General features: G+C 42.3%; 27 protein-coding genes and 1 tRNA gene. 10 read left to right on the top strand and 18 right to left on the bottom strand.

Annotation, left to right across the window (positions count from 1 at the left end; genetic code table 11):
- Positions 1–65: 65 nt before the first annotated feature.
- From PL11201_RS17165 to PL11201_RS17180, 4 genes are read right to left on the bottom strand one after another with little or no spacing between them, the layout of a single operon-like run.
- Positions 66–803 carry a response regulator transcription factor gene (locus tag PL11201_RS17165; protein ID WP_079680125.1) on the bottom strand — a complete coding sequence of 246 codons (738 nt, stop codon included), beginning with the start codon at positions 801–803 and terminating at the stop codon, positions 66–68.
- A 9-nt stretch (positions 804–812) separates the two neighbouring features.
- Positions 813–1,469: a MarR family winged helix-turn-helix transcriptional regulator gene (locus PL11201_RS17170; RefSeq protein ID WP_200816804.1), complete on the bottom strand. Its 657-nt coding sequence runs from the start codon at positions 1,467–1,469 to the stop codon at positions 813–815.
- Positions 1,460–1,987: an HPP family protein gene (locus PL11201_RS17175; RefSeq protein ID WP_079680127.1), complete on the bottom strand. Its 528-nt coding sequence runs from the start codon at positions 1,985–1,987 to the stop codon at positions 1,460–1,462. Before PL11201_RS17175 ends, PL11201_RS17170 begins: the two co-directional genes overlap by 10 nt.
- 54 nt (positions 1,988–2,041) lie before the next feature.
- Positions 2,042–2,485 carry a globin family protein gene (locus tag PL11201_RS17180; protein ID WP_079680128.1) on the bottom strand — a complete coding sequence of 148 codons (444 nt, stop codon included), beginning with the start codon at positions 2,483–2,485 and terminating at the stop codon, positions 2,042–2,044.
- Between the two features lie 190 nt (positions 2,486–2,675).
- On the opposite strand from PL11201_RS17180, the gene PL11201_RS17185 reads away from it, so the two are divergent.
- Positions 2,676–2,879 carry a DUF751 family protein gene (locus tag PL11201_RS17185; RefSeq protein WP_079680129.1) on the top strand — a complete coding sequence of 68 codons (204 nt, stop codon included), beginning with the start codon at positions 2,676–2,678 and terminating at the stop codon, positions 2,877–2,879.
- Positions 2,880–2,933: 54 nt separating this feature from the next.
- Here PL11201_RS17185 and PL11201_RS17190 read toward each other — a convergent pair whose 3' ends face one another.
- The gene (locus tag PL11201_RS17190; RefSeq protein WP_144017803.1) at positions 2,934–3,479 is read right to left on the bottom strand and encodes a peroxiredoxin; all 546 of its coding nucleotides are present in this window, start codon (positions 3,477–3,479) and stop codon (positions 2,934–2,936) included.
- Between the two features lie 179 nt (positions 3,480–3,658).
- Here PL11201_RS17190 and PL11201_RS17195 point away from each other — a divergent pair, with 179 nt between their 5' ends.
- Complete coding sequence (locus PL11201_RS17195; RefSeq protein WP_079680131.1) at positions 3,659–5,002, top strand: peptidylprolyl isomerase; 1,344 nt, start codon at positions 3,659–3,661, stop codon at positions 5,000–5,002.
- Between the two features lie 93 nt (positions 5,003–5,095).
- Here PL11201_RS17195 and PL11201_RS26525 read toward each other — a convergent pair whose 3' ends face one another.
- The 6 genes from PL11201_RS26525 to PL11201_RS17220 form a co-directional block, all read right to left on the bottom strand.
- Complete coding sequence (locus PL11201_RS26525) at positions 5,096–5,266, bottom strand: hypothetical protein (protein ID WP_159451552.1); 171 nt, start codon at positions 5,264–5,266, stop codon at positions 5,096–5,098.
- Between the two features lie 70 nt (positions 5,267–5,336).
- The gene (locus PL11201_RS17200; RefSeq protein WP_079680324.1) at positions 5,337–6,692 is read right to left on the bottom strand and encodes a DUF3370 domain-containing protein; all 1,356 of its coding nucleotides are present in this window, start codon (positions 6,690–6,692) and stop codon (positions 5,337–5,339) included.
- A gap of 136 nt (positions 6,693–6,828) precedes the next feature.
- Positions 6,829–6,900, bottom strand: a tRNA-Asn gene (locus PL11201_RS17205).
- A gap of 125 nt (positions 6,901–7,025) precedes the next feature.
- Entirely contained in the window at positions 7,026–7,571 is a 546-nt protein-coding gene (locus tag PL11201_RS17210) for an NYN domain-containing protein (protein WP_079680132.1), read from the bottom strand.
- 160 nt (positions 7,572–7,731) lie between these two features.
- Positions 7,732–9,267 carry a carbohydrate porin gene (locus PL11201_RS17215; RefSeq protein ID WP_079680133.1) on the bottom strand — a complete coding sequence of 512 codons (1,536 nt, stop codon included), beginning with the start codon at positions 9,265–9,267 and terminating at the stop codon, positions 7,732–7,734.
- Between the two features lie 144 nt (positions 9,268–9,411).
- Complete coding sequence (locus PL11201_RS17220; protein ID WP_079680134.1) at positions 9,412–11,124, bottom strand: FAD-dependent oxidoreductase; 1,713 nt, start codon at positions 11,122–11,124, stop codon at positions 9,412–9,414.
- Here PL11201_RS17220 and PL11201_RS17225 point away from each other — a divergent pair.
- Positions 11,111–11,581 carry a zinc ribbon domain-containing protein gene (locus tag PL11201_RS17225; RefSeq protein WP_200816805.1) on the top strand — a complete coding sequence of 157 codons (471 nt, stop codon included), beginning with the start codon at positions 11,111–11,113 and terminating at the stop codon, positions 11,579–11,581. The two genes, PL11201_RS17220 and PL11201_RS17225, sit on opposite strands and share 14 nt — an antisense overlap.
- Positions 11,582–11,649: 68 nt before the next feature.
- Here the strand turns inward: PL11201_RS17225 and PL11201_RS26530 are convergent, their stop codons facing one another.
- The 5 genes from PL11201_RS26530 to bchD all read right to left on the bottom strand — a co-directional run bounded on the left by PL11201_RS26530 (position 11,650) and on the right by bchD (position 15,466).
- A complete protein-coding gene (locus PL11201_RS26530; RefSeq protein ID WP_159451553.1) occupies positions 11,650–11,796 on the bottom strand; it encodes a hypothetical protein in 147 nt (48 codons plus the stop codon).
- Between the two features lie 15 nt (positions 11,797–11,811).
- Positions 11,812–12,021, bottom strand: coding sequence for a deaminase domain-containing protein (locus PL11201_RS17230; RefSeq protein ID WP_079680135.1), 210 nt, complete (start codon positions 12,019–12,021; stop codon positions 11,812–11,814).
- A 59-nt stretch (positions 12,022–12,080) separates the two neighbouring features.
- A complete protein-coding gene (locus PL11201_RS17235) occupies positions 12,081–12,410 on the bottom strand; it encodes a helix-turn-helix domain-containing protein (RefSeq protein WP_079680136.1) in 330 nt (109 codons plus the stop codon).
- Between the two features lie 429 nt (positions 12,411–12,839).
- On the bottom strand, positions 12,840–13,211 hold the full coding sequence (locus tag PL11201_RS17240; protein WP_079680137.1) for a type II toxin-antitoxin system RelE/ParE family toxin: 372 nt from the start codon (positions 13,209–13,211) through the stop codon (positions 12,840–12,842).
- A gap of 281 nt (positions 13,212–13,492) precedes the next feature.
- Positions 13,493–15,466: a magnesium chelatase ATPase subunit D gene (gene bchD, locus PL11201_RS17245; protein ID WP_079680138.1), complete on the bottom strand. Its 1,974-nt coding sequence runs from the start codon at positions 15,464–15,466 to the stop codon at positions 13,493–13,495.
- 76 nt (positions 15,467–15,542) lie between these two features.
- Here bchD and PL11201_RS17250 point away from each other — a divergent pair, with 76 nt between their 5' ends.
- Complete coding sequence (locus tag PL11201_RS17250; RefSeq protein WP_234996751.1) at positions 15,543–16,091, top strand: pentapeptide repeat-containing protein; 549 nt, start codon at positions 15,543–15,545, stop codon at positions 16,089–16,091.
- Here PL11201_RS17250 and PL11201_RS17255 read toward each other — a convergent pair whose 3' ends face one another.
- On the bottom strand, positions 16,092–16,310 hold the full coding sequence (locus PL11201_RS17255) for a hypothetical protein (protein WP_079680139.1): 219 nt from the start codon (positions 16,308–16,310) through the stop codon (positions 16,092–16,094).
- Positions 16,311–16,541: 231 nt separating this feature from the next.
- Here PL11201_RS17255 and PL11201_RS17260 point away from each other — a divergent pair, with 231 nt between their 5' ends.
- Complete coding sequence (locus tag PL11201_RS17260; protein WP_200816806.1) at positions 16,542–16,727, top strand: DinB family protein; 186 nt, start codon at positions 16,542–16,544, stop codon at positions 16,725–16,727.
- Positions 16,728–16,956: 229 nt separating this feature from the next.
- The gene (locus PL11201_RS17265; protein ID WP_079680140.1) at positions 16,957–17,562 is read left to right on the top strand and encodes an SRPBCC family protein; all 606 of its coding nucleotides are present in this window, start codon (positions 16,957–16,959) and stop codon (positions 17,560–17,562) included.
- Between the two features lie 29 nt (positions 17,563–17,591).
- Here the strand turns inward: PL11201_RS17265 and PL11201_RS17270 are convergent, their stop codons facing one another.
- Positions 17,592–18,761 (bottom strand): type IV pilus twitching motility protein PilT, encoded by a 1,170-nt coding sequence (locus tag PL11201_RS17270; protein WP_234996761.1) that lies wholly within the window; start codon positions 18,759–18,761, stop codon positions 17,592–17,594.
- Positions 18,762–18,925: 164 nt separating this feature from the next.
- Between PL11201_RS17270 and PL11201_RS17275 the strand changes: the two genes are divergently transcribed.
- The 4 genes from PL11201_RS17275 (at position 18,926) to PL11201_RS17290 (ending at position 22,226) form a co-directional block, all read left to right on the top strand.
- Positions 18,926–20,107 (top strand): DUF58 domain-containing protein, encoded by a 1,182-nt coding sequence (locus tag PL11201_RS17275; RefSeq protein WP_079680142.1) that lies wholly within the window; start codon positions 18,926–18,928, stop codon positions 20,105–20,107.
- A gap of 128 nt (positions 20,108–20,235) precedes the next feature.
- A complete protein-coding gene (locus PL11201_RS17280; protein WP_079680143.1) occupies positions 20,236–20,598 on the top strand; it encodes a ferredoxin-thioredoxin reductase catalytic domain-containing protein in 363 nt (120 codons plus the stop codon).
- A gap of 103 nt (positions 20,599–20,701) precedes the next feature.
- Positions 20,702–21,127, top strand: a complete 426-nt coding sequence (locus PL11201_RS17285) for a DUF309 domain-containing protein (RefSeq protein WP_079680144.1) — start codon at positions 20,702–20,704, stop codon at positions 21,125–21,127.
- A gap of 25 nt (positions 21,128–21,152) precedes the next feature.
- Positions 21,153–22,226, top strand: a complete 1,074-nt coding sequence (locus PL11201_RS17290) for a D-alanine--D-alanine ligase family protein (RefSeq protein WP_079680326.1) — start codon at positions 21,153–21,155, stop codon at positions 22,224–22,226.
- Positions 22,227–22,328 lie beyond the last annotated feature (102 nt).

The raw sequence follows: 22,328 nt of genomic DNA on the forward strand, positions 1-22,328 counted from the left end.
CAATATTCCCTATTCCCTATTCCCTATTCCCTATTCCCTATTCCCTATTCCCTATTCCCTATTCCCTATTCCCTATTCCCTGTTCCCTGTTCCCTCATAACAGCATCTTCAAATTTATATCCCACCCCCGTCACCGTTTTAATAAAAGTGGGATGGGAGGGGTCAGGTTCAATTTTTTTCCGTAGTCTAGCAACATGGGTATCCACAACCCTTTCATCACCAAAAAAGTCATCTCCCCAAAGTTTATCAATTAGTTGGGTACGACTCCAAACCCGACCCGGATAACTCAGAAAAGTTGATAATAAATTAAATTCTAAAGTCGTTAAATCCAGGGTTTCTGTGTCCCCTGACTCTAATTGATAACTGGCTATTCTTTGGTCTAAATCGACTAAAAAATGCGGGGTTTGATACACTTGATTCGGTTGACCACCTTGGCGCAAACTGCGTCTTAATAAAGCTCTAACTCTAGCCACTAATTCTCTCGGACTAAAGGGTTTAACAAAATAATCATCCGCCCCGGTAGATAAACCAATAATCCGATCTAGTTCTTCCCCTTTAGCCGTTAACATTAAAATATAAGGGTCTTTTTGCCCGGGTTTTTGACGAATTCTCGCACAGACTTCTAACCCATCTAACCCAGGAATCATTAAATCTAAAATAATTAAATCCGGTTGTAATTCTTGAAATTTTTGTAAAGCGGCTAACCCATTATTAGAAATCTGGCAAGAAAATCCTTCCGCTTCTAAAGTATGCTGAATTAAACGAGCGATTTCGGGTTCATCCTCAACAATTAAAATATCCATAAATTAGAATTACATGGCAATTTGTTCAGGACATTCCAAATGTAAATTGCGATCACCAAAGGGAGCATCTACAAAATTACAATGATGGGGGCGATCGCTATTCGGATAACGATTAGCCTGAAAAAAACGACAGGTCATACACATTTTTGAGATCGGAATTTGACCCGCATCTTGTAACTTCAGAATCATTTTAATCAATCCTCGCAAGAAAACAGTCTGTTCCAGTTCAGAAAGTTCTCCCACCGCATCTAGGAATAAATCAGACCAACAAGAAGTTTCTGCCGCGGTGCTTTTGCCTTTCGGAGTGAGGGTAATGGCGATCGCCCGTCCATCTTCGGGAGATCGGATTTTTTGCACCAAACCTTTTTCGGACAACACCCGCACCGCATCACTGGCCGTTGCCGGGGTGACGGCTAAACCTTTTGCCACCGCAGACAAACGCATTCCTTCCGATCCGTTTGCTTCTAATAACGATAGAATTTGGGCTTGGGTGGGCGAGAGTCCCTGTTGTCCAGCATCTTGCCAAGATTGACTTTTCAGGGCAAGGCTGATCTTAGAAAGCCCGACCAGAATTCGTTGTTCGGTTGAGTCAGAACACAAATTCAAACCATTTTTAGATTCATCGGTATTCATATTAGCTGGTGGTTCACTGGTTTCTATAGCCAATGTCTGGGATAGGTGCGTCCGGGTGCTGTGTTATTAAATACAAAAGTCCAGAGAACAATAATAGCTGATCCGGCTAACACGGGAGTTAATAAAAAATGCCAAGATACCCCACTCATCACGCCGACAAGGGCCACGGCTCCCGATGGAGGATGAATGGTGCGCGTGAGTTTCATCAGCATAATGGTAGTAGCCACAGCTAAGGCCATCACCCAAGGCGCTGTACCCCATATCTGTACACAGAGAATGGAAACTAGAGCCCCCCAAAAATTGCCCCCGATGACATTGCGCGGTTGTGCTAAGGGACTATCGGGAACACCAAATACCAGAACCGCCGTTGCCCCCATCGGTGCGGCAATCAGGGGATAATGACTATAGGCAGAAAGATAGGCGAGGATACTAATTCCAACAAAACTACCCAGCCAAGAAAGCAACACTTGAGGATAGGAAAACTTAGGCTGATAGGATCGACCTCGATGACGGGAATGCCGAATATAAGCAATTAACCGTCGATGTTTCATCCTTCTAAACACCCTAGCCTTGTTCATCTGAAAACACCCAGAAAAATCGCCATCCTATTCCTCTTTTTCGGCTAGTTTTAAAACCTCTGGGGGATAATCTGCACCCTCTAACATGACGGTTGTAATCACGGTATAAGCATCAACCCATGCTTGTTTGACCTCGGGAGTCCACCCATCGCCCGCTAATCCGGCTAGAGTTTTGAGCAGGGAGTTCCCAACTAGGGGATAATGTTGTGGAAGCACGCCATATTCGACATGACGAGTCCCCAAGCCTTTGAGGGTTTGTTCCAAAAGTTCGGAGTTGCGAAGATTCTCGACCACGAACTTCAATGACCCAAACAGATGATCTCCTTGCTGATCCATCTGTGTATGGGCAAATAGGGGCTTGACTTCTGGATAATCACCTAAAAGATTGGTGTAGAAAGCCACCTTGAAATCTTGCTCTCGATCCTCTATCAGTTGGAAACTCGTCTGTAGAACCTCAACATTTAACGTCATGTCAGTCAATAGAATATTAGTTAGGAGTCCTAATTATTAGGATTCCTAACTAATATCATGGTCTCCCCAACCTGTCAACCGCTATTGGCATCTGGCAAGAAAGGGGTCTGATGTCCACTGAAACCCAGTACAGGACTTAATCTGTTAAACTGAGAAAACCTAAAATCTAAAGTTAATCCCAACCCCGACAATGCAAGAATTTTTTCAAAACGTTTCTCGCTATCCCCGTTATTTTATTACCTTTACCCTAGGAATTTTCTTTTTCCTATTTGAACGTCTCAAACCCCTCTTAAATCGCCCGGTAACTGCAACTGCATTAGTAATTTTACTATTCAGTGTTTTTGCCTTTACCTTTTTTACCTTAAAGGCAATGTTAGGATTAAACCCAGTTTAAAAAAAAGGGAGGGAAATTCAAACCTTCCCTTTTTATGTTTTGTTTAAATTTAAACTATGTTTCTTGCAATTCATCCAAACGGGCTAACACTTCCTGACTATGAATTGCAGGATTAACCCCGAGAAATATTTCCCTTAAAATCCCATCAGAATCGATAATAAAAGTATGACGCATGGATATAAAATTAATCCATGAACCATAGGATTTACTGACTTTTCCATCAACATCAGCTAGTAAGGGAAATTTTAACCCTTCCGAATCACAGAACTCAGCATGGGATTGAATATCATCGGCACTAATCCCTAAAATTTGGGTATTTTTCGCTAAATATTTTGGTAAATCCTGTTGAAAACGACGAGCTTCTAAAGTACATCCAGAGGTAAAATCTTTAGGATAAAAATAGAGAACAACCCATTGTCCTTGATAATCAGATAAAGAAATTTTTCCCTCTCCACTATTAGTGGGTAAGGTAAAATTAGGAGCGGGTTGATTCAATGGGGGCAGTTTTCCCCCTAACGCCCAAGCGGGTGAAGTTAGGTTGAAGCTGAACACAGCTAAACCCAAAGATAAGAGGAAACTTAGAAATAAACGACGGGACATGATTATTGAGAATAATTACAACTTTTGATCCAGTTTACCCAATCTTAGGAATAACAGGAACTTAAATTTGAGGTGGGGTGTCTGAATATTTGCAATATTTTATCCTAATTGTCATATTGATTGTAAAATATCAAGAGAAAATTAGGTTAATTTAAGACCATCTAACTCATTATTTTATTATGGCTGATCTACCTCAAATTAATAGTGCTGCTACCGTGATTATGGTGGTTGAAGGTTTACCAATAACCATTCAAGTTGATGGAGCAAATGCTCCGATAACGGCGGGAAATTTCGTTGATTTAGTTGAACGAAATGTTTATAATGACACCCTATTTCACCGCGTTGTTCTTGACCCCACGCCCTTTGTGGCTCAAGGAGGCGACCCCCAAAGTAAAGATCCTAATGTTCCTGCAAATTCGTTAGGAAGTGGGGGTTTTATTGATCCTGCTACGGGTGCAATCAGAAATATTCCCTTAGAAATTAAACCTCAAGGCGCCACAGAACCCCTTTATAGTCAAACTTTTAAACAAGCAGGAATTACCGTTCCTCCGGTGTTAAGTAATGTCGTCGGTTCGATTGCCATGGCGCGGTCTTCAGGAACCGATACCGCTTCCTCACAATTCTATTTTAATTTAGCGGATAATTCCACAAATTTAGACGGGAGTTATGCGGTTTTTGGTACGGTAACTCAAGGCTTGGAAATTGTTAATCAAATTCGAGTCGGGAATGTAATTTGGGATGCCGCCGTTGTCGATGGAATTATTCCCAGTCGGGTTTCTGGAATCATTTCAGATGCCAATATATTGAATGGATTTATTAATACCATCAATCGCGCTAGTCTGCCTTTAAGTTATGCCTATCCTCGTAATTTAGATGCAGATAATGTCATAACCATGACCCCTGATATTACCCAGAATAATCCTCGGGGACTATTAGCCGGAGGTGGAAATGATCGGGTTACAGGTTCCACAGGAAATGATGTCATTAATGGAAATCAAGGGAATGATTCTCTGGATGGAAATGACGGCAATGATTATATTTTGGGAGGAAAAGATAATGATAGCATTACCGGCGGACAGGGCAATGATATTTTAAATGGAAATCGGGAGAATGATACCATCTTTGGAGGAGCGGGTTCAGACTTTATTCGCGGTGGACAAGGTAATGATAGTTTAAATGGCAATAATGGTAATGATTTCCTCATCGGAGATTTAGGTACCGATACTTTAACCGGAGGTGGCGGGGCTGATATTTTCCTATTACGCGGGGATGAAGCCGCAACGGTTTCTGATATCAATTTCGCCGATATTATTACGGATTTTAAGATTTCAGAAGGCGATAAAATTCATATCATCGATACGATTCCTCTGGCTAATTTAAGTTTTACATCTTCCGGGAATGACACCATAATTAAGATTACAAATTCAGGAATTTTAGGAATTGTTAAAAACGTCCAACCCAGTGTTGTCCAAACCGCAACAGTCATCACATCACCTACGGATTTAGCCTTAACAATTGGTTAATCATGTTTAATTGTTGTTGTGCTTTAGTGCTTTTAATAGGGGTGCTAAAGCACAACAACGAAATTTTTTATAGGTGCAAATAATTATAACTACCTAATTATCCGATTCTGTTTGATCAAAACTAGGAGTTAATGGTCGGTTTTGACTGTCTCCCAATCCCGAAGCATTTCCTATAGCAATAATAAAAAAAAATAAAGCAATAATTAACCATCCTAACGTTCCCCAGTCTGGCGGTTTTGGTTTTGGTGCATCGCTTTGAGACATAAAATTAACCTAGAAAATTAGGATTTACAAATTCTTTGTATCTTTGGGGTTAAACAAAGACTAAAATCTATTATTTTAACGGTAATGTTTTCACCGTCAAAACTTGAGGAGCAGAGGCATCAGGAGGATAGAGAAAATCAACTTTGACGGGTCGAGTTTCTTGCGGTTTTATGGTTAATTGTACTAACGCTTCTCCCTGTTGTCCCCGTCTTTGAACTAAATGAATATAGCGAGTTTGGGATTTTCCTTGATCATCTTCATAACTGAACTTAACAGTCCCTCGGAAGAAAACTTGAGGAGCTGGAGGGTCAAAAAACCTTAATCCAGGTTGGGATAATTTGTCTTCTTTGATCGGAGTTTGTAAGGTTAAAATAACTTTTTGGGGTTGACTTTTTGGGTTGTAAAGCGGTAAAATTAGGTTATATTCTACCCCATAATTTCCGTGGGCTTGATAGGCAGTATCGGGATATCTAACCACTAAAGGAGCGCTTTGAATTTGATTAGTTCCTAACTGTCCTTTGGGTAGGGTTGCGATCGGATAAGAAAAGGCTTCTCCTGGTTCGGGAATCGTTAAAATAGAACGGTTTGGATCAACAATATTAGCATTCCAACGGGAACCTAATGCCACTCCCGCCACCCGCCCATAGATAATTTGCTCAGGATTAGTATTAGGAGGAGTGGGGGTACGATCTCTGGGTGTAACTAACATTCCTTGCTGTAATAATTGTTCCCATTCTGTGAGAGTCGGTGCAATTTCCGTCTTGTTTTTTTGCACCGTTGCATATTTAGCCAAACTCGCAATATAAACCTTGCCATCACTCTCTAAACGCATTAAAGTAGACCGACCATTTAAAGGAGGTTCTAAATTTTTAACTGGAATGGGAGCATTTAATAATAGGCGACTACTTTGGGGCGGAATTATAATTTTTTCCACAAATTCAGGTTGTCGTTTTCCGCGTAAAATATCATTCATCACCCGACTTCCTGGCCCAGCAAAAATATTACCTGCTGAATTATCTAAAACCGCATCCAGGGGAATAAAGGGCGCATCCGGTTGACTTAAATAACTAGCGGCTTCTAAAATATTAATAGTAACGGGTTGATTACCCGGATTATAGGCTAATATTCCTAAATAAAGGGTTCTTAAATCATTTTCTTGGGGTGGTTTAGCAACATGATGGGCAAAAATATCAAATTTGCCTTTGAAGGGAAAATTTAAGTGGGCTTCTGGCTGTTTTTTATTATTTTTTGGAAAGGTAGAAAGTAAAATTCCTTCGTTTAAAATCAGTTCAGGACTGTTACTATTAAATACCGGAATTTTATCCAATTTTCCTGGTAAGGGTCGCACCTGCTGCGGTTGTACAATTTCATTCACCGGAGGGGCGGCTTGAGCAAATAGGGTTAAACTCAGAAATAAGGGTAAGATCATCGATATCAGATTGAATGGTTTTGAGCCTATACAAAACAATATCCTACCTTTCTCATGGGAAATGCAGGATACTGGCTTCAAATTTCAGATTAGGTTATCATCTAACCTGAAATTCAAATAATATTTTGTTAAACTCCTCGGGTGGGATTCGAACCTACGACCAATCGGTTAACAGCCGACCGCTCTACCACTGAGCTACCGAGGAACGTTGTGTCTCTCTTTTAGCCACAGTTACTAATAGTAGCGCTAGATCCTAAATTTTTGCAAGCTTTTTTGAATAATTTTTTTTTGACTTTGGCTGCAAAAGCTGAAACCCTCTTGATGCAGTGATTATAACCCCATCCTCATGCGAGCCAAACGGTTTTGAGCCTCGGCGTCCAGGGAATTCGCCAAAAAACGGCTCGGAGATGGTTTTCGGGGTTGATGACGACGCTGACGACGCTGGGTAGTAGCTTCCACCGCTTCAGCCAACTGTTCGGCGGACATCCACTCCGCCCCATAGCCGGTGACAGTTAACTGTTGAGCGCGGTCTGAGGTCGCCACAATTAACCGACGTCGGGACAACCTAAGTTGACGTCCCAAGGAAGCACAGAGTTTTTCAATATAAGTATCTGCGGTTTGCCCAAAACCGGTATAATGAATCGACACATTGCGAGTAATAGTTTCACTAACGCCGGGGGTATTTTGATAGTGAGCATCAAAAACCAGTCGGGCATCAAGTCCCTCAAAGGCGCTATAGTCCACTAAAGTCTCAATCAAGTGTCTCCGCGCTGTTTCCATGTCGTCAACATCGCGTTTCTGTCGCAATAGAGGCCAGATTCCAATTATGTTATAGCCGTCTACAAATAAGACAGCTTTACTGAGGGAGCTACTCATGGTTCAATTTTAAATAAACTTGCCTGGATTGGACGACCCATCAAAAAGCGCCCATAACCCATTTTTGTTTACATATTATCACAGAACTTTAGGGTAATTTAAGGTAAGAGGACTTATGCAACGGGCGCAGCGATCGCCCTTGCCCCATGACTTTCTGTCCTTAAAACCGGATATTTGCTCGAAGTCCAGCAATAAAGGCATCATCGATAAAATTACGGGGAGGATCAATATATTGAAAATCAGCCGTGAGATAGAAGTAGGGAGTCACCCCATAACTGTAGTACACCTCGAATCCCTGTTCATCGCCAAACCGATTTTTTCGGGAATTTAGGGTGTCTTGCAGATCATTGCTTAAGTCATAGTAGTAATACCCTAAGCCAAAACTATCTAACTCCCGTCCCCGGAATAGTCCCATCCCTCCAATGCCCGCGATCAGAGACTTCTGGACATAATTCGGATTCCCGTCGGAGATAGCCCCCTTGAAAAATATGCCCCACCCCTGTCGGGGGTTACTCGGATTCAGATGCAATAGATGGGAGAATTGGAAGGCAACACTATAAGCTCCCTGCTTTGTCGAAGGTTCTATACCCGCCCTAAAACTCTCAGATATAGAACTAAAATCCGTTCCTGCTTTGGTGGTGTAGATGCCTGTAAGCGAAAAGCTGGTGGGACGTTGGGCAATTTGGGTGTTATAGGAGGTGGTGAGGGAAAAAGTTATCCCATTGCTAAACAGATCCCCCGGCCAGTAATCCCGAGTCCGATCATCAGGATCATAGACCCAAAACGACAGATTGACCGGATCAAGTCTGACATTGGCGATCGCACCGATGAACACCGGTGGCACTAACCCACTAGGCGGAGCCGCAAAGACGGCATTCATAAATCGGCGGTTGCCCCATCCCCCAAAAAAGAGATCGTTTTCTAGCAGATCGAGGGCATTGATTTTGCCGATCAGGAAGGAAGCGCGATCGCCCAAGCGTTGGGAAAAATAGAGAGATGTTGCTATTACAGTATTCGGGCTGGCTGAGGGAAACTCCATTGCCGTATTGGTCGGGAAAAAAGTATTCCCTAAAGCTCCAGGGAGATTGCCAAAGCGATACTCAATATGGGTATTCAGACTTCCTCCTTCCCAGAGTCCGAGTTTGGCGGTATCCAATTTTACAAAGCTATCCAGCCGACCGCCATATTCAAACGGTTGATCTCCGGCACCGGATACTAGGCCCTGGTAAAACTGGGTGAATTCTAAGTCAAATGTCATCCCGTGATCGGCAAGGGTGCTGCGGAAACCACCCCAATCCCCCGTCAGCTTGCCACTAAAAGGGTTTGCAGGTTGGGATTCTGGGGATTGAGGTTGATCTTCTGTCTCCGTTGGGTTGGCTTGAGCGGAAGGAGTCTCAAGGGTTGAATCTGTGCTATTTTCAACTAATAGATCTTTTGCCTGAGTAGAAAAGACAGGTATCTCTGATAATGAGAGAATGGCTTGGTTATCGGTGAATAATGTTGAATAGTCGGGTAATTGCTGAGGATTAGAATTGATTTCCTCTGGAGGGGTAGGGATCGGCGATCGCTCATTGGCTCTAACTGGGAAGGGTGCGATCGCGATTGATAACGTCAATAGACTACCAACCAAAAGTTTACTAGCATCATCGCCTCTAGCTCCAAAAAAGACTAGGGCATCGGATGGGATAGTGTTCATTTCTACCTTGATTTTTGATGAGGTCAAACCACATTTAAACACTATATTTCCAGGTTAGTATCTGGGGATATCAACCTGGTTTCTTAACAATAACTAGACCCGAAAGTATAGATGTTTCGGGTTGGGGTTTATTCAATCAAGATTTTAGTATAAAGTACCACCCACGGTTTCCTCCCTTAACATCACCGAATGTGACATCATTCCTCCCGATAGATTTCGGGCTTTAAATCCGTTTTGTACCAGAATCCGGGTTGCGTAGTAAGCACGCTGACCCGATCGGCAAAAGACGAGGATCTCTTGATCCCGGGGGAGTTCGCCCAAACGAGCGCGGAGTTCAGGTAAGGGAATATTGACCGCGCCGGGTACACTTTCTATTTCGAGTTCTTCTGGATTACGGACATCGAGAAGCAGGCCTGATTCTATATTATTCCAATGACTTAAAGGCATATCACCTCTGAGAACATCGGCTGCCACCATTCCCGCAAAGTTGACAGGAGCTTTAGCACTGCCAAACTGAGGTGCATAACAAAGCTCGGCTTCTTCTAAATCATAAATGGTCGCACCCATCTGAATCGCCATGGCAATTGCATCAATCCGCTTATCCACCCCGTCCAAACCGAGGGCTTGCGCTCCCAGTATCCGGCCATCGGATTTGCGGAAAATGACTTTCATCGCCAGCATTTTCGCACCGGGATAATATCCGGCGTGGGAGTTGGGATAGATATAGATTTTTTCAAAATCCGTATCACCGAGTCGGGTTAGGACTTTTTCACTAACACCCGTCCAAGCGATCGCACCCCCAAACAAGCCAATGATCGCAGTGCCTTGAGTTCCTCGGAAACGGGAGTTACGCCCAGCAATAACATCGGCGGCAATTCTACCCTGACGATTCGCTGGGCCAGCTAGAGCATAGAGAGACCATTGCCCGGTGACAAAATCTTTAACCTCGATCGCATCCCCAACGGCGAAAATATCCGGTTTGCTAGTCCGCATTTGGTCATCAACCCGGATGCCGCCTCGCTCGCCAATTTCTAGTCCCGCCTGTTTCGCCAGATCCGTTTCCGGTTTTACCCCAATTCCCAGGATGACAATATCTGCGGGATAAGTCTTACCGGATTGGGTGAGAACTTCCAAGGAGCCATTAGCAGCTTGTTGAAATCCGGTCAAACCGTCATTCAGGGAGATGCGAAGACCGTGTTTTTCTAGGTAGCGTTCGCCAAAACGAGCCATTTCCTGATCGATGGGAGTCAGGATTTGATTACCCCTCTGGATTAGGGTCACTTCCAGTCCCAGATGAATCAGGTTTTCGGCCATCTCCAGTCCGATAAAGCCACCACCGACGACCACCGCCCGCTTCGTCCGTTTAACCGTCTGAAATCCCGAATAGGTGTCCATTCCACATGGCTCCGTTGTACCCTGTTCAATCCAGGTGCGGATGGTGCGGGCATCAGGTACAGTCCTAACAGAAAAAATACCCGGAAGATCAATTCCGGGCACTGGGGGACGAATCGGAGCAGCCCCGGGTGACAGCACCAATTTGTCGTAGGATTCGGTGGTGACTTCACCGGTGGCAACATTGCGCAAATCTACGGTTTTATTTTCTGGTGAAATGGCGATCGCCTCGCAGCGTGTCCGCACATCAATGGCAAACTGGTTTCGGAATGTGCTTTCATCGGCGACTAATAGACTGGACTCTTTTTCAATCAATCCTCCGACATGGTAAGGGAGTCCACAATTGGCGTAGGAAACATAGGGGCCGCGTTCTACCATGATGATTTCCGCCGTTTCATCTAATCGGCGCAGACGAGCCGCACAGGATGCGCCACCGGCTACTCCACCTACAATGACGACTTTCATTGACTTATTCTCACTTAACTTAATTTTTACAACAACCATATTCTACATCCCACGTCTTTCAAGTCAAGCGTGGGATGTAGAATACCCGACTTTAGGAGGAGTGAAAGTCAATAAGTTAGCTCTGAAAGGATTGAAATTAATTAAAAGACCTGCACCATATACTTCTAAATCTTGTTCGACTTGTGGTGTGATTGGTAAAAGAAATCGGTACGATTTTAATTGCCCTGATGGTCACTACCATAATTCCGACCTTAATGCTGCACGAAATCTATCTCAATGGGATGGTTTCTCATGTCAGTTAGACCTAAAGAGAGATGCTTCTGTAATGGATTCATCCGGTTTAACTGATGGGGTGCTTGGCACACCCCCGAATTCGGTGAATACGGTTAAACAAGAGTACATTCAACTGTCTCTTTTTGACTGGGCTAGATACGAGAATCCCACCCCTTTAGCGTAGCGTAGGGGTGGGAGTGTCAACTATTGATTATCTCACTATTTTTGCACTAATAACCATTGAATTCCAATTTATTGGAGATTAGATTTCAAAAAATTGATGTACAGTTCTTGATAGCGATATTGCCAAACACTATAAATCAGATGACGCAAATGTTCAGGAACTTGTGCAGAATAACTCAGCTTAAATTCTGGATAAAGAGAAACTAAGCGTGTCATGAATGATTTCTCCTGTTAAGATGAGGGTGGATAAGGATGATCCCAAAACAAGGTAATTTCAAGATTGGGAAACCTTTGTGTAAACTGTCTAATCACCTCCTGGCAAATTTCACAGGGCTTTCTTTCACTATATAAATAAAGTTTTCCTTCAATTTGGGGATTATCAAACATTTCTAAAGTTTCTGCTAGGGCTGAAAGAGCTTTATATTCAGCATCCGTATCCATGAGATAACCGGAATAAGAATCAACAATCGGTTCAAATTGACCTCCTTTTTTGCATTATTTTAGATACTAACAACATTTATCCCTGTTTGGTTCGGCAATTTTTGTTTTTTCTTAACTACAATCTCAATATCACATCCTAACAGATTCAAAAATCGTAATAACCTTTCTATCGAAAAACCTGATAGTTTTCCTCGGATTAATGCTGATACTTTGGGCTGATCAATTCCTAATAGTTTGGCAGCTTCAACTTGGGTTAATTCCCGTTGATCAATGAGTTCACTAATCTGGCGTACCAGTTCAGCTTTCATTAGCATTTCCTCGGCGTTTGGAAAACCGATATCTTGAAAAATATTACCACTACTAGCTTGAATTTTGATATCGTTATTCATGGCTTTTCCTTTTTATTGCAGTGACATGGGCATAGCCCATCCTACTCATCCAATACTTTGTATAATGGTGGTTAATATCTAACACTGTTGCCATTTTAACTGAGTTAAATTGCCATTGACTAATAATTTTAATAATCTGGCTTACCTGTTGGGCTGTAAAAAAAAATTATCTGAGTTTTCAAAATTCAGATTTGTAAATAAACGAAAAACATTTAATTGGTAATTAGTGTTTTTATTCATGATGTTTTCCTGGTTTAATTTGTTTAAACTTGGCTTACAACAAATATTGTAAAGTAATTTTTTTCTAATTGAATCATCCCTTTTCATTTTAGATTATAGCGGTTCCCTGTCGGGTGAGGTACATCTTAAAGTTAAAAAGCCTAATCACCAAGGAATTCAGCGTACCTCACCACTGGAAAAACCGCTATATTACAACTGATTTCTTCTTAATTTATAGTCCTCCTCTGCTTGTTTTAATCTTTTTTGAATCAGTTGCATATCCTGTTGAGGAGTAGAAATTCCTTTCTTTGACTTCTTTTGGAAGACGTGTAATACATAGATAATATCTGAAAATTTGACTGTATAGACACCGCGATAAGTATTTCCATCATAATCATCAATGATTTCCAGAACTCCCGCACTCCCAAATCCTTTAAGCGGTTTAGCAGATTCGTGCTTACTTCCCATCTGAGCTAGATATAGTGCATAGCCTATAACATCCCTAACTTCTTCTGGGAATTCTCTGAGATCATCTTTAGAACTTCCGATCCATTGAACGGGTTTTGTTAATGGTTGTGTCATTTTGATTAAATTTGCAATGTTTCATATATCAATTTTTTATAAAGTTTTAACTTTGCTCCTCTTCCCAACTACTTTAGTAGTGTTTTGAGAGAACGAATTGCACTTGCTGGCATTCTTCTCATTATGCCAGATTTAGCATATTTTGTCAATGACTAATAGACTTGCTCTCATTTCTAGGTAGAACCTAGAAATGTTGATATTGTGCCAGAGCCACTAATATTACTAGAAGCTCCGCCTCAACAAAGCATTTCCCGCGAGACCCGGGGAACGAGTTAATACTATTAAGAACCGATCGCATCTCTTAACGCATTTTGGGTCATGGCGGCGATCGCTTGATCTGTCGCTTTCGGAAGGTGATAATATTTCCCTCCGGCTGTTTTTGCTAACTCCTTCGCAAACCCCGTAGAAATAAATTTACTTTCGGTATCAATCACTAACAATTGCATCTTTAACCCGCGAATTTTTGCAGCAATTTCTAATATTTCCTTCTTAATATCCGGTTTCTCCCCTTCAATTTGGGGTTCTCCCAAAGACCGAGATAAAGAAATATTCCCCCGTCCGTCGGTAATGGCCACAATTACCACTTGACCAATATCCCCCGACTGTTTAGCATTCACCCCGACTCTCACCGCCTGAGTTAACCCGTGAGCTAAGGGCGACCCACCCCCACAGGGTAAGCGTTCCAGCCGTTTTCTAGCCGCAGCAATCGAACGAGTGGGCGGTAACAACACCTCCGCCTGTTCCCCTCGGAAGGGAATTAACGACACCTGATCTCGACTTTGGTAAGCTTCGGTTAACAGTTGTAACACCGCCCCCTTTGCCGACTGCATCCGGTTCAGGGCCATGGAACCCGACGCATCTACTACAAATACCACCAACGCCCCAGATTTCCGGGCCAACCGTTTCGCCCGAATATCCCCCTGTTCCACAATCACTTTTCGCCCCGGTTCCCGCAGACGTCGGGCTTGTTGATAGGGGGCCGCTGCGCGTAACGTCGCATCAACGGCAATTCTTTGGACTTTCCCCTTGGGTAAAACGGGCTTAATGTACCGCCCCCTGTCATCGGAAAAAATCACGCTGCGACTGCCGGATTTCCCTTGACGGTTTGCCATTTGGGTAAAATACAAAACGCTATCATCCAGGATCACCCCTTCCGGGTCAAAAATAAATTCTTCGGGGATGGTGGCTTCTTCTTCTTCCGGCTGGTCTTCCTCGTCTTCCTCGTCCTCGTCTTCCTGCTCCTGATCTTCCGGGGACTGATCTTGAGGCGGTGGGGGTGGCGGGGGTTGCTGTTGCTGTTGCTCGGGAGGGGGAACAATTTTAGCCCGGGGGACAATCACTAATTCCACCGCCCGACGTAAATCATCGGCGTTGACGGTGGTACGTCCTTCCAAGGCGGCCGAGGCTTTGGCTACTCTTACCGCAAAGAGTTCCGCCCGATGACCCATGACACCACCCCGCACGGCTTCTTGCACTAAATATAAGATTTGTTCAGGGGTAATCACCACATCTTTTAACCATTCTCTGGCTAAAATAATCTGGGTTTTCAGATCATCTAATTCCTGATTATATTGTGTTAAAAAATCTTGGGGCGATCGCGCATAGTCCATGACTTGATCTACCGCTTGCACCCGTTCGTCTAAACTGAGAACTCCATCGGCGGATAGGGCGATCGCAATTCTATCGAGTAAATGATCCCGTAATGACCCTTCTTCGGGGTTAAAGGTGGCGATAAATAAAGGTCTACAGGGATGTTCAAAACTAATCCCTTCCCGTTCGATTACATTCCGGCTTTCGGTGAGAACTGTTAATAATAAATTAGCAATATTATCATCTAACAAATTAATTTCATCGACATATAAAACCCCTCGGTTAGCTGTAGCTAAAAGTCCGGGTTGAAATACGGTTTGACCCTGTTTAACCGACTGTTCTAAATCCACCGAACCCACTAATCGATCTTCGGTGATCCCTAACGGAATTTGAACAAAGGCGGTGGGGACAATTTCCGTCGGTTGCGTCTGATCAACGGGTTCAGCGTTAGCAATTGATCCTTTAACAACTTCTATCGGGGGTAATAAAGCGTGTAATGCCCGCGCCATCACAGATTTAGCCGTTCCTCGTCTTCCGGCAATCACCACACCCCCCAAACCCGGGTCAACCGCCGCCAGTAATAGAGCGAGCTTAATGGCACCTTGTCCAATCACCGCAGTGAGGGGAAAGGAGGTAATCACAGGGGCGCTAACGGGCGCAGACATAGCTTTAGAAATGACAGAACAATATCCTATAATAGCAAATAATGGTACTTTTGTTAATTGGTTTTCCTAAAAAGTTATGAAAATTATCAATTTCAGATTATTTCAACAGCTACAAAACTATACCAACACTTGTGGAATAAATCCCCAATTGCGATTAATTATTGTTACGGGTTTAATTAGTTTAGGGGTTGGATTTCCGGTTTTAGCAGAACGTCAGGGAGATGTAGAAAGATTAATCAGTACCAATCAATGTCAACAATGCGATTTAAGTCAGGCTAATTTGGCAGATGCAAAGTTAGAAGGAGCGGATTTATTAGGAGCAAATTTGCAAAAAGCCAACCTCAAAGGAGCTAATTTAAAAGGGGCGGATTTAAGTTCAGCTAATTTAATCGAAGCGGATTTATCTGGGGCAGATTTACGCGATACAAAGCTCCTGAGTACCACGTTAAGAAAAGCGAATTTAAAGGATGCTGACCTTTCTTGGTCTGATCTTTATCAAGCGTTTTTAGAAGATGCTCAATTTAATAATGCTAATTTATTAAATGCTAATCTCAATAATGCTAAATTACAAGGAACTAATTTTTGTGGTGCGACTATGCCCGATGGACAAAAAGGAAAATGTTAATTATCGTAAACTAGAGAGTTCATCCACAATTTTGATTTTTCCGCGAGAGACTCCTCGGAGTAATCGATCTACACAGCGTCTTTCTTCTTCTGAGAGGGATTCATCTAAAATCGCTGCGAGGAGTCCATACCGATCCGCAACGGTTAAATGACCTGTGGCGTTCACTTGAGCGAACAAATCACCCAGGGCAGATTGTAGGAGTTGAACTTTAGGAACCATAAATATTCAATGTTAACCCAATATTCTAATCTTTACAGATTTTTCATACAGTGAACGTGATTTTACATCAGCTTTACTTGTGATTTCTGGGAATATAATTTGTGATTGAGATAACTTAAAATTTGTGATCGGGTTAAAGTTCTATGGCGATCGCGGAACAATGTCAATGTGACCAAAATCACAATTATCAACCCTATTTTGGCTCTATTGAACTTTCAAATCCTTAATTTTATGATTCACCCTTTAATTGCTCATTTTCAACTTTTAGCTCGTTATAATACTTTAGCCAATCAGCGATTATATTCAGCCTGTGCAGAATTAACCGACGCAGAACGTAAACAAACTAGACCAGCTTTTTTTCAGAGTATTCATAACACATTAAATCATATTATGGCGGACAAATTCACGATATGTTAACCCAAACTATTGTTAAACCCCCCAGTTTAGATATGCACCGGATTCTTAGACCTTAGTTACACCTTTAAATCGGATCTCGTAGTGAGGGCTTCAGCCCTCAGAAAAGCCCTTCAGGGCTTACTAAATTTTAAAGAAAATGGTTTTATTGCGGTTTTTTCTGTTATAATAAACCCAACCTGTGGAAACGTAGAATTTTGCGTCTCTCCTAAATAACTAATTTAAAATACCAATGCCCTTTAATTCTACTCCCCACAAATCTAATCCAGTTTTGACAACATTCGTTTCCGTATTGGGTTTAGGTATAACCTTGCTCAATAGCCCTCTAGCGATGGGTGAAATGGTCAATCCTACTTTAATAGCAAGCCAACCTCAAGGGGCAACAGTAACGGGAAAAGATGGTCAATATGTAGCTAAAATTATTGTTAATAGTTCTGCGGATACCACTTGGAAAGTTTTAACAGATTATAATAATTTTTATCAATTTTTGCCGAATGTTATCAGTAGTAAAGTCTTAAAAACTCAAGGGAATCAAAAAATATTTGAACAAATTTATCAAGTTCAGGCCCTTATTTTTAAACAACAAACTAGGGTTCGGATTGCTAGTACAGAAACCTATCCCAAACAAATTGATTTTAAACTGGTTGATGGGGACTTAAAAGCTTTACAGGGAAGTTGGAAAATTGAACCGATTTCGGCTCAACAAGTTTTAATTGAGCATCAAGTTAAGGTTGACCCGGGTTTCACTCCTAGTCTATCTTTATTTTATAGTATCTATGAAAATAGCTTAAAACAAACCCTAGAGGCAATTAAAAAAGAAACTGAACACAGAAATTAGGGAAAATTTGACACTCAGACTTGAGGATTCTAACTAAAGGGGGATTTACCTTCTTTGAACTGGCGGGCGAGTCCCGCACTGTCGATCCCAGCAATACGGAAGCGACGGTCTAAATCCGTGGGGTCGGGAGAGGTTTTTTCGGCTTCTTCCATGGTGACCCGGGCGGCAATCACCTGTTCAAATAGGGCTTGGTTAATCAGTTGCATTCCTTCATAGGTATCGGATTCCATTAACTGTAGGGCGTTTTCCTCATCGCCTTTGAGCAGATAATCTCGCATAGCCGGGGTATTCACCAAAACATCGTGAACCGCCGTCCGTTTATTATCCACGGTGGGAACTAATAATTGAGCAATCACCGCCACTAAGGAATCACAAATCTGAATCCGCACCGTCGGTTGTTCATCCACATTAAACAGGTTTAACAGACGATTAATGGCATTTAAAGCATTGCGGGTATGAAGTGTCCCTAAAACTAAGTGACCCGTTTGGGCGGCTTGTAGGGCTGTATTAACGGTGATCCGATCGCGCATTTCCCCAATTAGAATCACGTCGGGATCTTCCCTCAGAACCGCCCGTAATGCGTTATTGAATTCTAAGGTATGTAACCCCACTTCCCGTTGACTAATCAAACACATCTTTGAGGGATGAACAAATTCAATCGGGTCTTCAATTGTGACAATATGCTTTTTAGCCGTTTCATTCAAGTGACGAATCATCGCCGCTAAGGTTGTGGATTTCCCCGAACCCGTTGGCCCGGTGATTAAGATTAAACCCTGGGGAGAACTAATAATATTTTTCAGAACTGGGGGTAACGCTAACTCATCAATGGAGGGAATTTGTAAATGAATTAAACGTAAAACCATCGCCCCTCCGGTCAGGGAATCAAAACAATTCACCCGACAGCGCACTAACCCCGGATAAAATACTGCCGTGTCTAATTCCTTCGTATCCGCAAACTGTTGGCGTTGATGGGGAGTCAGAATCTCATCCAAATAATGTTCAAATAGTTCAGGAGTGACTTTAGGCTGATCCTTGGCTCTGGCCATTTGACCCTGAATCCTAAATCGAGGCGTATGTCCGACCCGAATATGAATATCTGAGGCTTTTTTGCTGTAAGCATCCTTGACCATCATTTTGATCGAAGATCCAGAGTTGATAGCAACAGATGAAGGCTCCACCCCACTAGGGGGGGGAGGCATTTTGGGGACAGGCTTGGGGGAAGCGGAGTTCGTCATGGTTTTTTAGATGACTTCAACACAATTTGGCATTAATTAAATTATAAAGAATATATATCTCCCCCGTCGGCTTTGTAAAAATTTCGTAACCCAACCCCAATCTCCTTTGTCCTCAATTACTTTTTCCCATGAAAAAAAATCGGTTTAAATTGCAACGTTGGTTAGAATTTCATGCGGTAGCTCCTGCTTATAGCGGTGGATTACTAATGGGACTCTCTATCTTTTTCTTTGGCTCCGCTACTAACACAATGGCGGGATGGTTATATGTGATTAGTGGAATTAGTTTTGCTTTATTAGTGATCGCCGCAATTTTACCCCAACGTTCCCTATCAGCCCTAAAAATTAAACGAGAAACCATTCACCCCGTAAGTGTGGGAGATGATTTAACCCTGGAATTAACGATTGAAAATTCTACCCATCAAGCGAGAATGCTGATTCAAGTTCAGGATTTATTACCCCCCAGTTTAGGAAAATCTACCACAGTTATTGAATATTTACCTCCCCATGAATCTCGTCAATGGGTGACTTATATTCCCACCCAGAAACGCGGAATTTATCATTGGCTGGGAGTGCAATTCAGAACCGCCACACCCCTAGGATTATTTTGGTGTAGTCGAGAACGAGAAGCCCCGGCAACGGCGATTGTTTATCCGTTAGTTTTGCCCTTAACTACCTGTCCGATCATTGATGAAATGGGACAGGATTATAACCCGAATGTCTATGAAAATCGTCAGTTTCAAATGGCAACAGAAGGCATTACCCGCACTTTAAGACCCTATCGTTATGGTGATGCCACCCGTTTAATTCATTGGCGTTCTAGTGCGCGTTATGGAGAATTACGGGTCAGGGAATTGGAAACTTCTAACGGGGGTCAAGAAGTTATTATTAGTTTAGATAGTGCTTTTTTCTGGCAACCCGATGATTTTGAGCAAGCTGTAATTGCTGCGGCTTCTTTATATTTTTATGCGTCTCACAGTCAATTAAATGTGCAGTTATGGACGGCAAAAACCGGACTAGTTTCTGGCAATCGAGTGGTTCTTTATACCTTAGCAGATGTTCGGTTTGGGGAAGATAGAGTTGTAGAAAATCTCCCTAACTTCCCGATAATTTGGTTAACTCAAAATCCCGAATCTTTAAGAAAATTGCCCAGGGGAAGTCGTTGGTTGCTTTGGCCGAATTCTTCTTCCCCATTGTCTCATAAAAAAATTGATGACCCTAGCCAAAAGTTAGCTAATTTGGGATTAGAAATTATTCCCGATCAACCTCTAAAATCTCAACTGCAATCTTCCTTGAGAAAATCAAATTTTTAGTCTATTAATCAGGATAAATTAATTTTTTTGTCTGTAATTTTATCGATCCTGTCTGCTGTTTTTTTCAAAGTTGCCACCCCTTGCGGTACAATCGAAATAATATTGTTATACAAATTACACGCCGATCCATGACCCCAGAAACTAACGATAAATTATCCACTCAAAAGAGCTTAATGGCGATGAAGCAGTTCTCCGAACAGTACGCCAGACGCACGGGAACTTACTTCTGCGCCGAACCTTCGGTTACTGCTGTGGTAATTGAAGGTTTAGCTAAACATAAAGACGAGTTAGGAGCGCCTCTTTGTCCTTGTCGTCATTATGAGGATAAAGAGGCTGAAGTCAAAAATACTTTTTGGAATTGTCCCTGTGTTCCCATGCGAGAACGCAAGGAATGTCATTGTATGCTATTCCTAACCCCTGACAATGATTTTGCTGGAGATCAACAAAAAATTTCCCTAGAAGAAATTGAAGAAGTTCGCTCCACAATGTAATAATTATTGGGTATTGGTGTCGGTGTTAGGTGTTTAATTTTAGGAAAAGATAGAGTTAGTAAATTCTTACTCATATCTGGTTTTGGGTTAGGAGTTTAAATCCATGCAAGAGGAAATTCCCCAGGAGTTTTGGCAAGGAGTTGAAGAATTTAATCAACAACAATTCTATGCTTGTCACGACACTTTAGAGGCTTTGTGGATGGAAGCACCACAACCGGAGAAAAAATTCTATCAAGGGGTTTTACAAATCGCCGTCGGGTTGTACCATTTAAGCCAAAAAAATTGGAAAGGGGCTGTTATTTTGATGGGGGAAGGACTGGTAAAACTAGACTATTATTATCCTGATTATAGTGGGATTAATGTAGAACAGTTGATGGATGAAACCAGCCAGCTTTTAAAAGCCTTACAAATAGCCGGAGCCGAAAAGGTGGAGGAGTTTTTACCCTTGATGCAGCCTCAAGGTACTGTCCAAGGTTTAAAATTACCGAAAATTCAAATATTGACTCTGACACTGATAACTGATAACTGATAACTGATCACTGATTCCAATGGCTATGACTAAATTACGGGTGGGATTATTATTTGGTGGGTGTTCTGGGGAACATGAAGTTTCGATTAGTTCCGCTAGGGCGATCGCCAAAGCCTTAACCAGCGATGAAAATGCAACTCGATACGAACTGCTACCCGTCTATATTCAAAAAAATGGGGTTTGGAAAGATAGCGAAATTGCCCAACAGGTTTTAGCCTCGGGAAAACCCCTATTAACTAGCGATGAAGCTCAACCGGGCGATCGCATTCCTCAAAATATTAATTTATCAGAAATTGACCTTTGGTTTCCCATTTTACACGGGCCCAATGGCGAGGATGGAACCATTCAAGGGTTATTAACTTTAATGCAGGTTCCCTTTGTCGGTTCCGGGGTATTAGGTTCTGCCATTGGTATGGATAAAATTGCGATGAAAATGGCATTTGCGCAAGCGGGTTTACCCCAAGTTAAATATAAACTGGTGATGCGATCGCAAATTTATTCTAACCCCTGTATTTTCCCCAAATTATGTGACGAATTAGAAGTGGAATTAGGGTATCCCTGTTTTGTCAAACCCGCTAATTTAGGGTCATCCGTTGGCATTTCCAAAGTTAGAAACCGTCAAGAATTAGAAACTGCCCTAGATAACGCAGCCAGTTATGATCGACGGATTATCGTAGAAGCAGGAGTTATGGCTAGGGAAGTCGAATGTGCCGTATTAGGAACCGATAGACCCAAGGCTTCCGTAGTGGGAGAAATTACTTTTAATAGTGATTTCTACGATTATGAAACCAAATATACCGAGGGCAAAGCCGATCTATTTATCCCAGCAAAAATTAGCGATGAAATTGCTAATAAAATTAAAGAAATGGCGATTCAAGCCTTTTTAGCTGTCGATGCCGCCGGGTTGGGACGGGTTGACTTTTTCTATGTGGAAAAAACCGGAGAAATTTTAATTAATGAAATTAATACTCTCCCTGGTTTTACGGCTACGAGTATGTATCCCCAACTTTGGGCAGCAACGGGGGTTTCCTTCCCTGAATTGGTGCATCAACTCATTCAATTTGCCCTAGAAAGACATTCGGAAATTAAACGGGATTAAAACCAGGGGGAAAACAGATCTCGCTCTTTTTAAGGCGATTTAATCTATAGTGCTATCAATTAAGGTAGGACAATACTAAACTTTCTAACAAGGGTTATAACT

The sequence above is a fragment of the Planktothrix sp. PCC 11201 genome (assembly GCF_900009135.1).
Taxonomy (GTDB): Bacteria; Cyanobacteriota; Cyanobacteriia; order Cyanobacteriales; family Microcoleaceae; genus Planktothrix.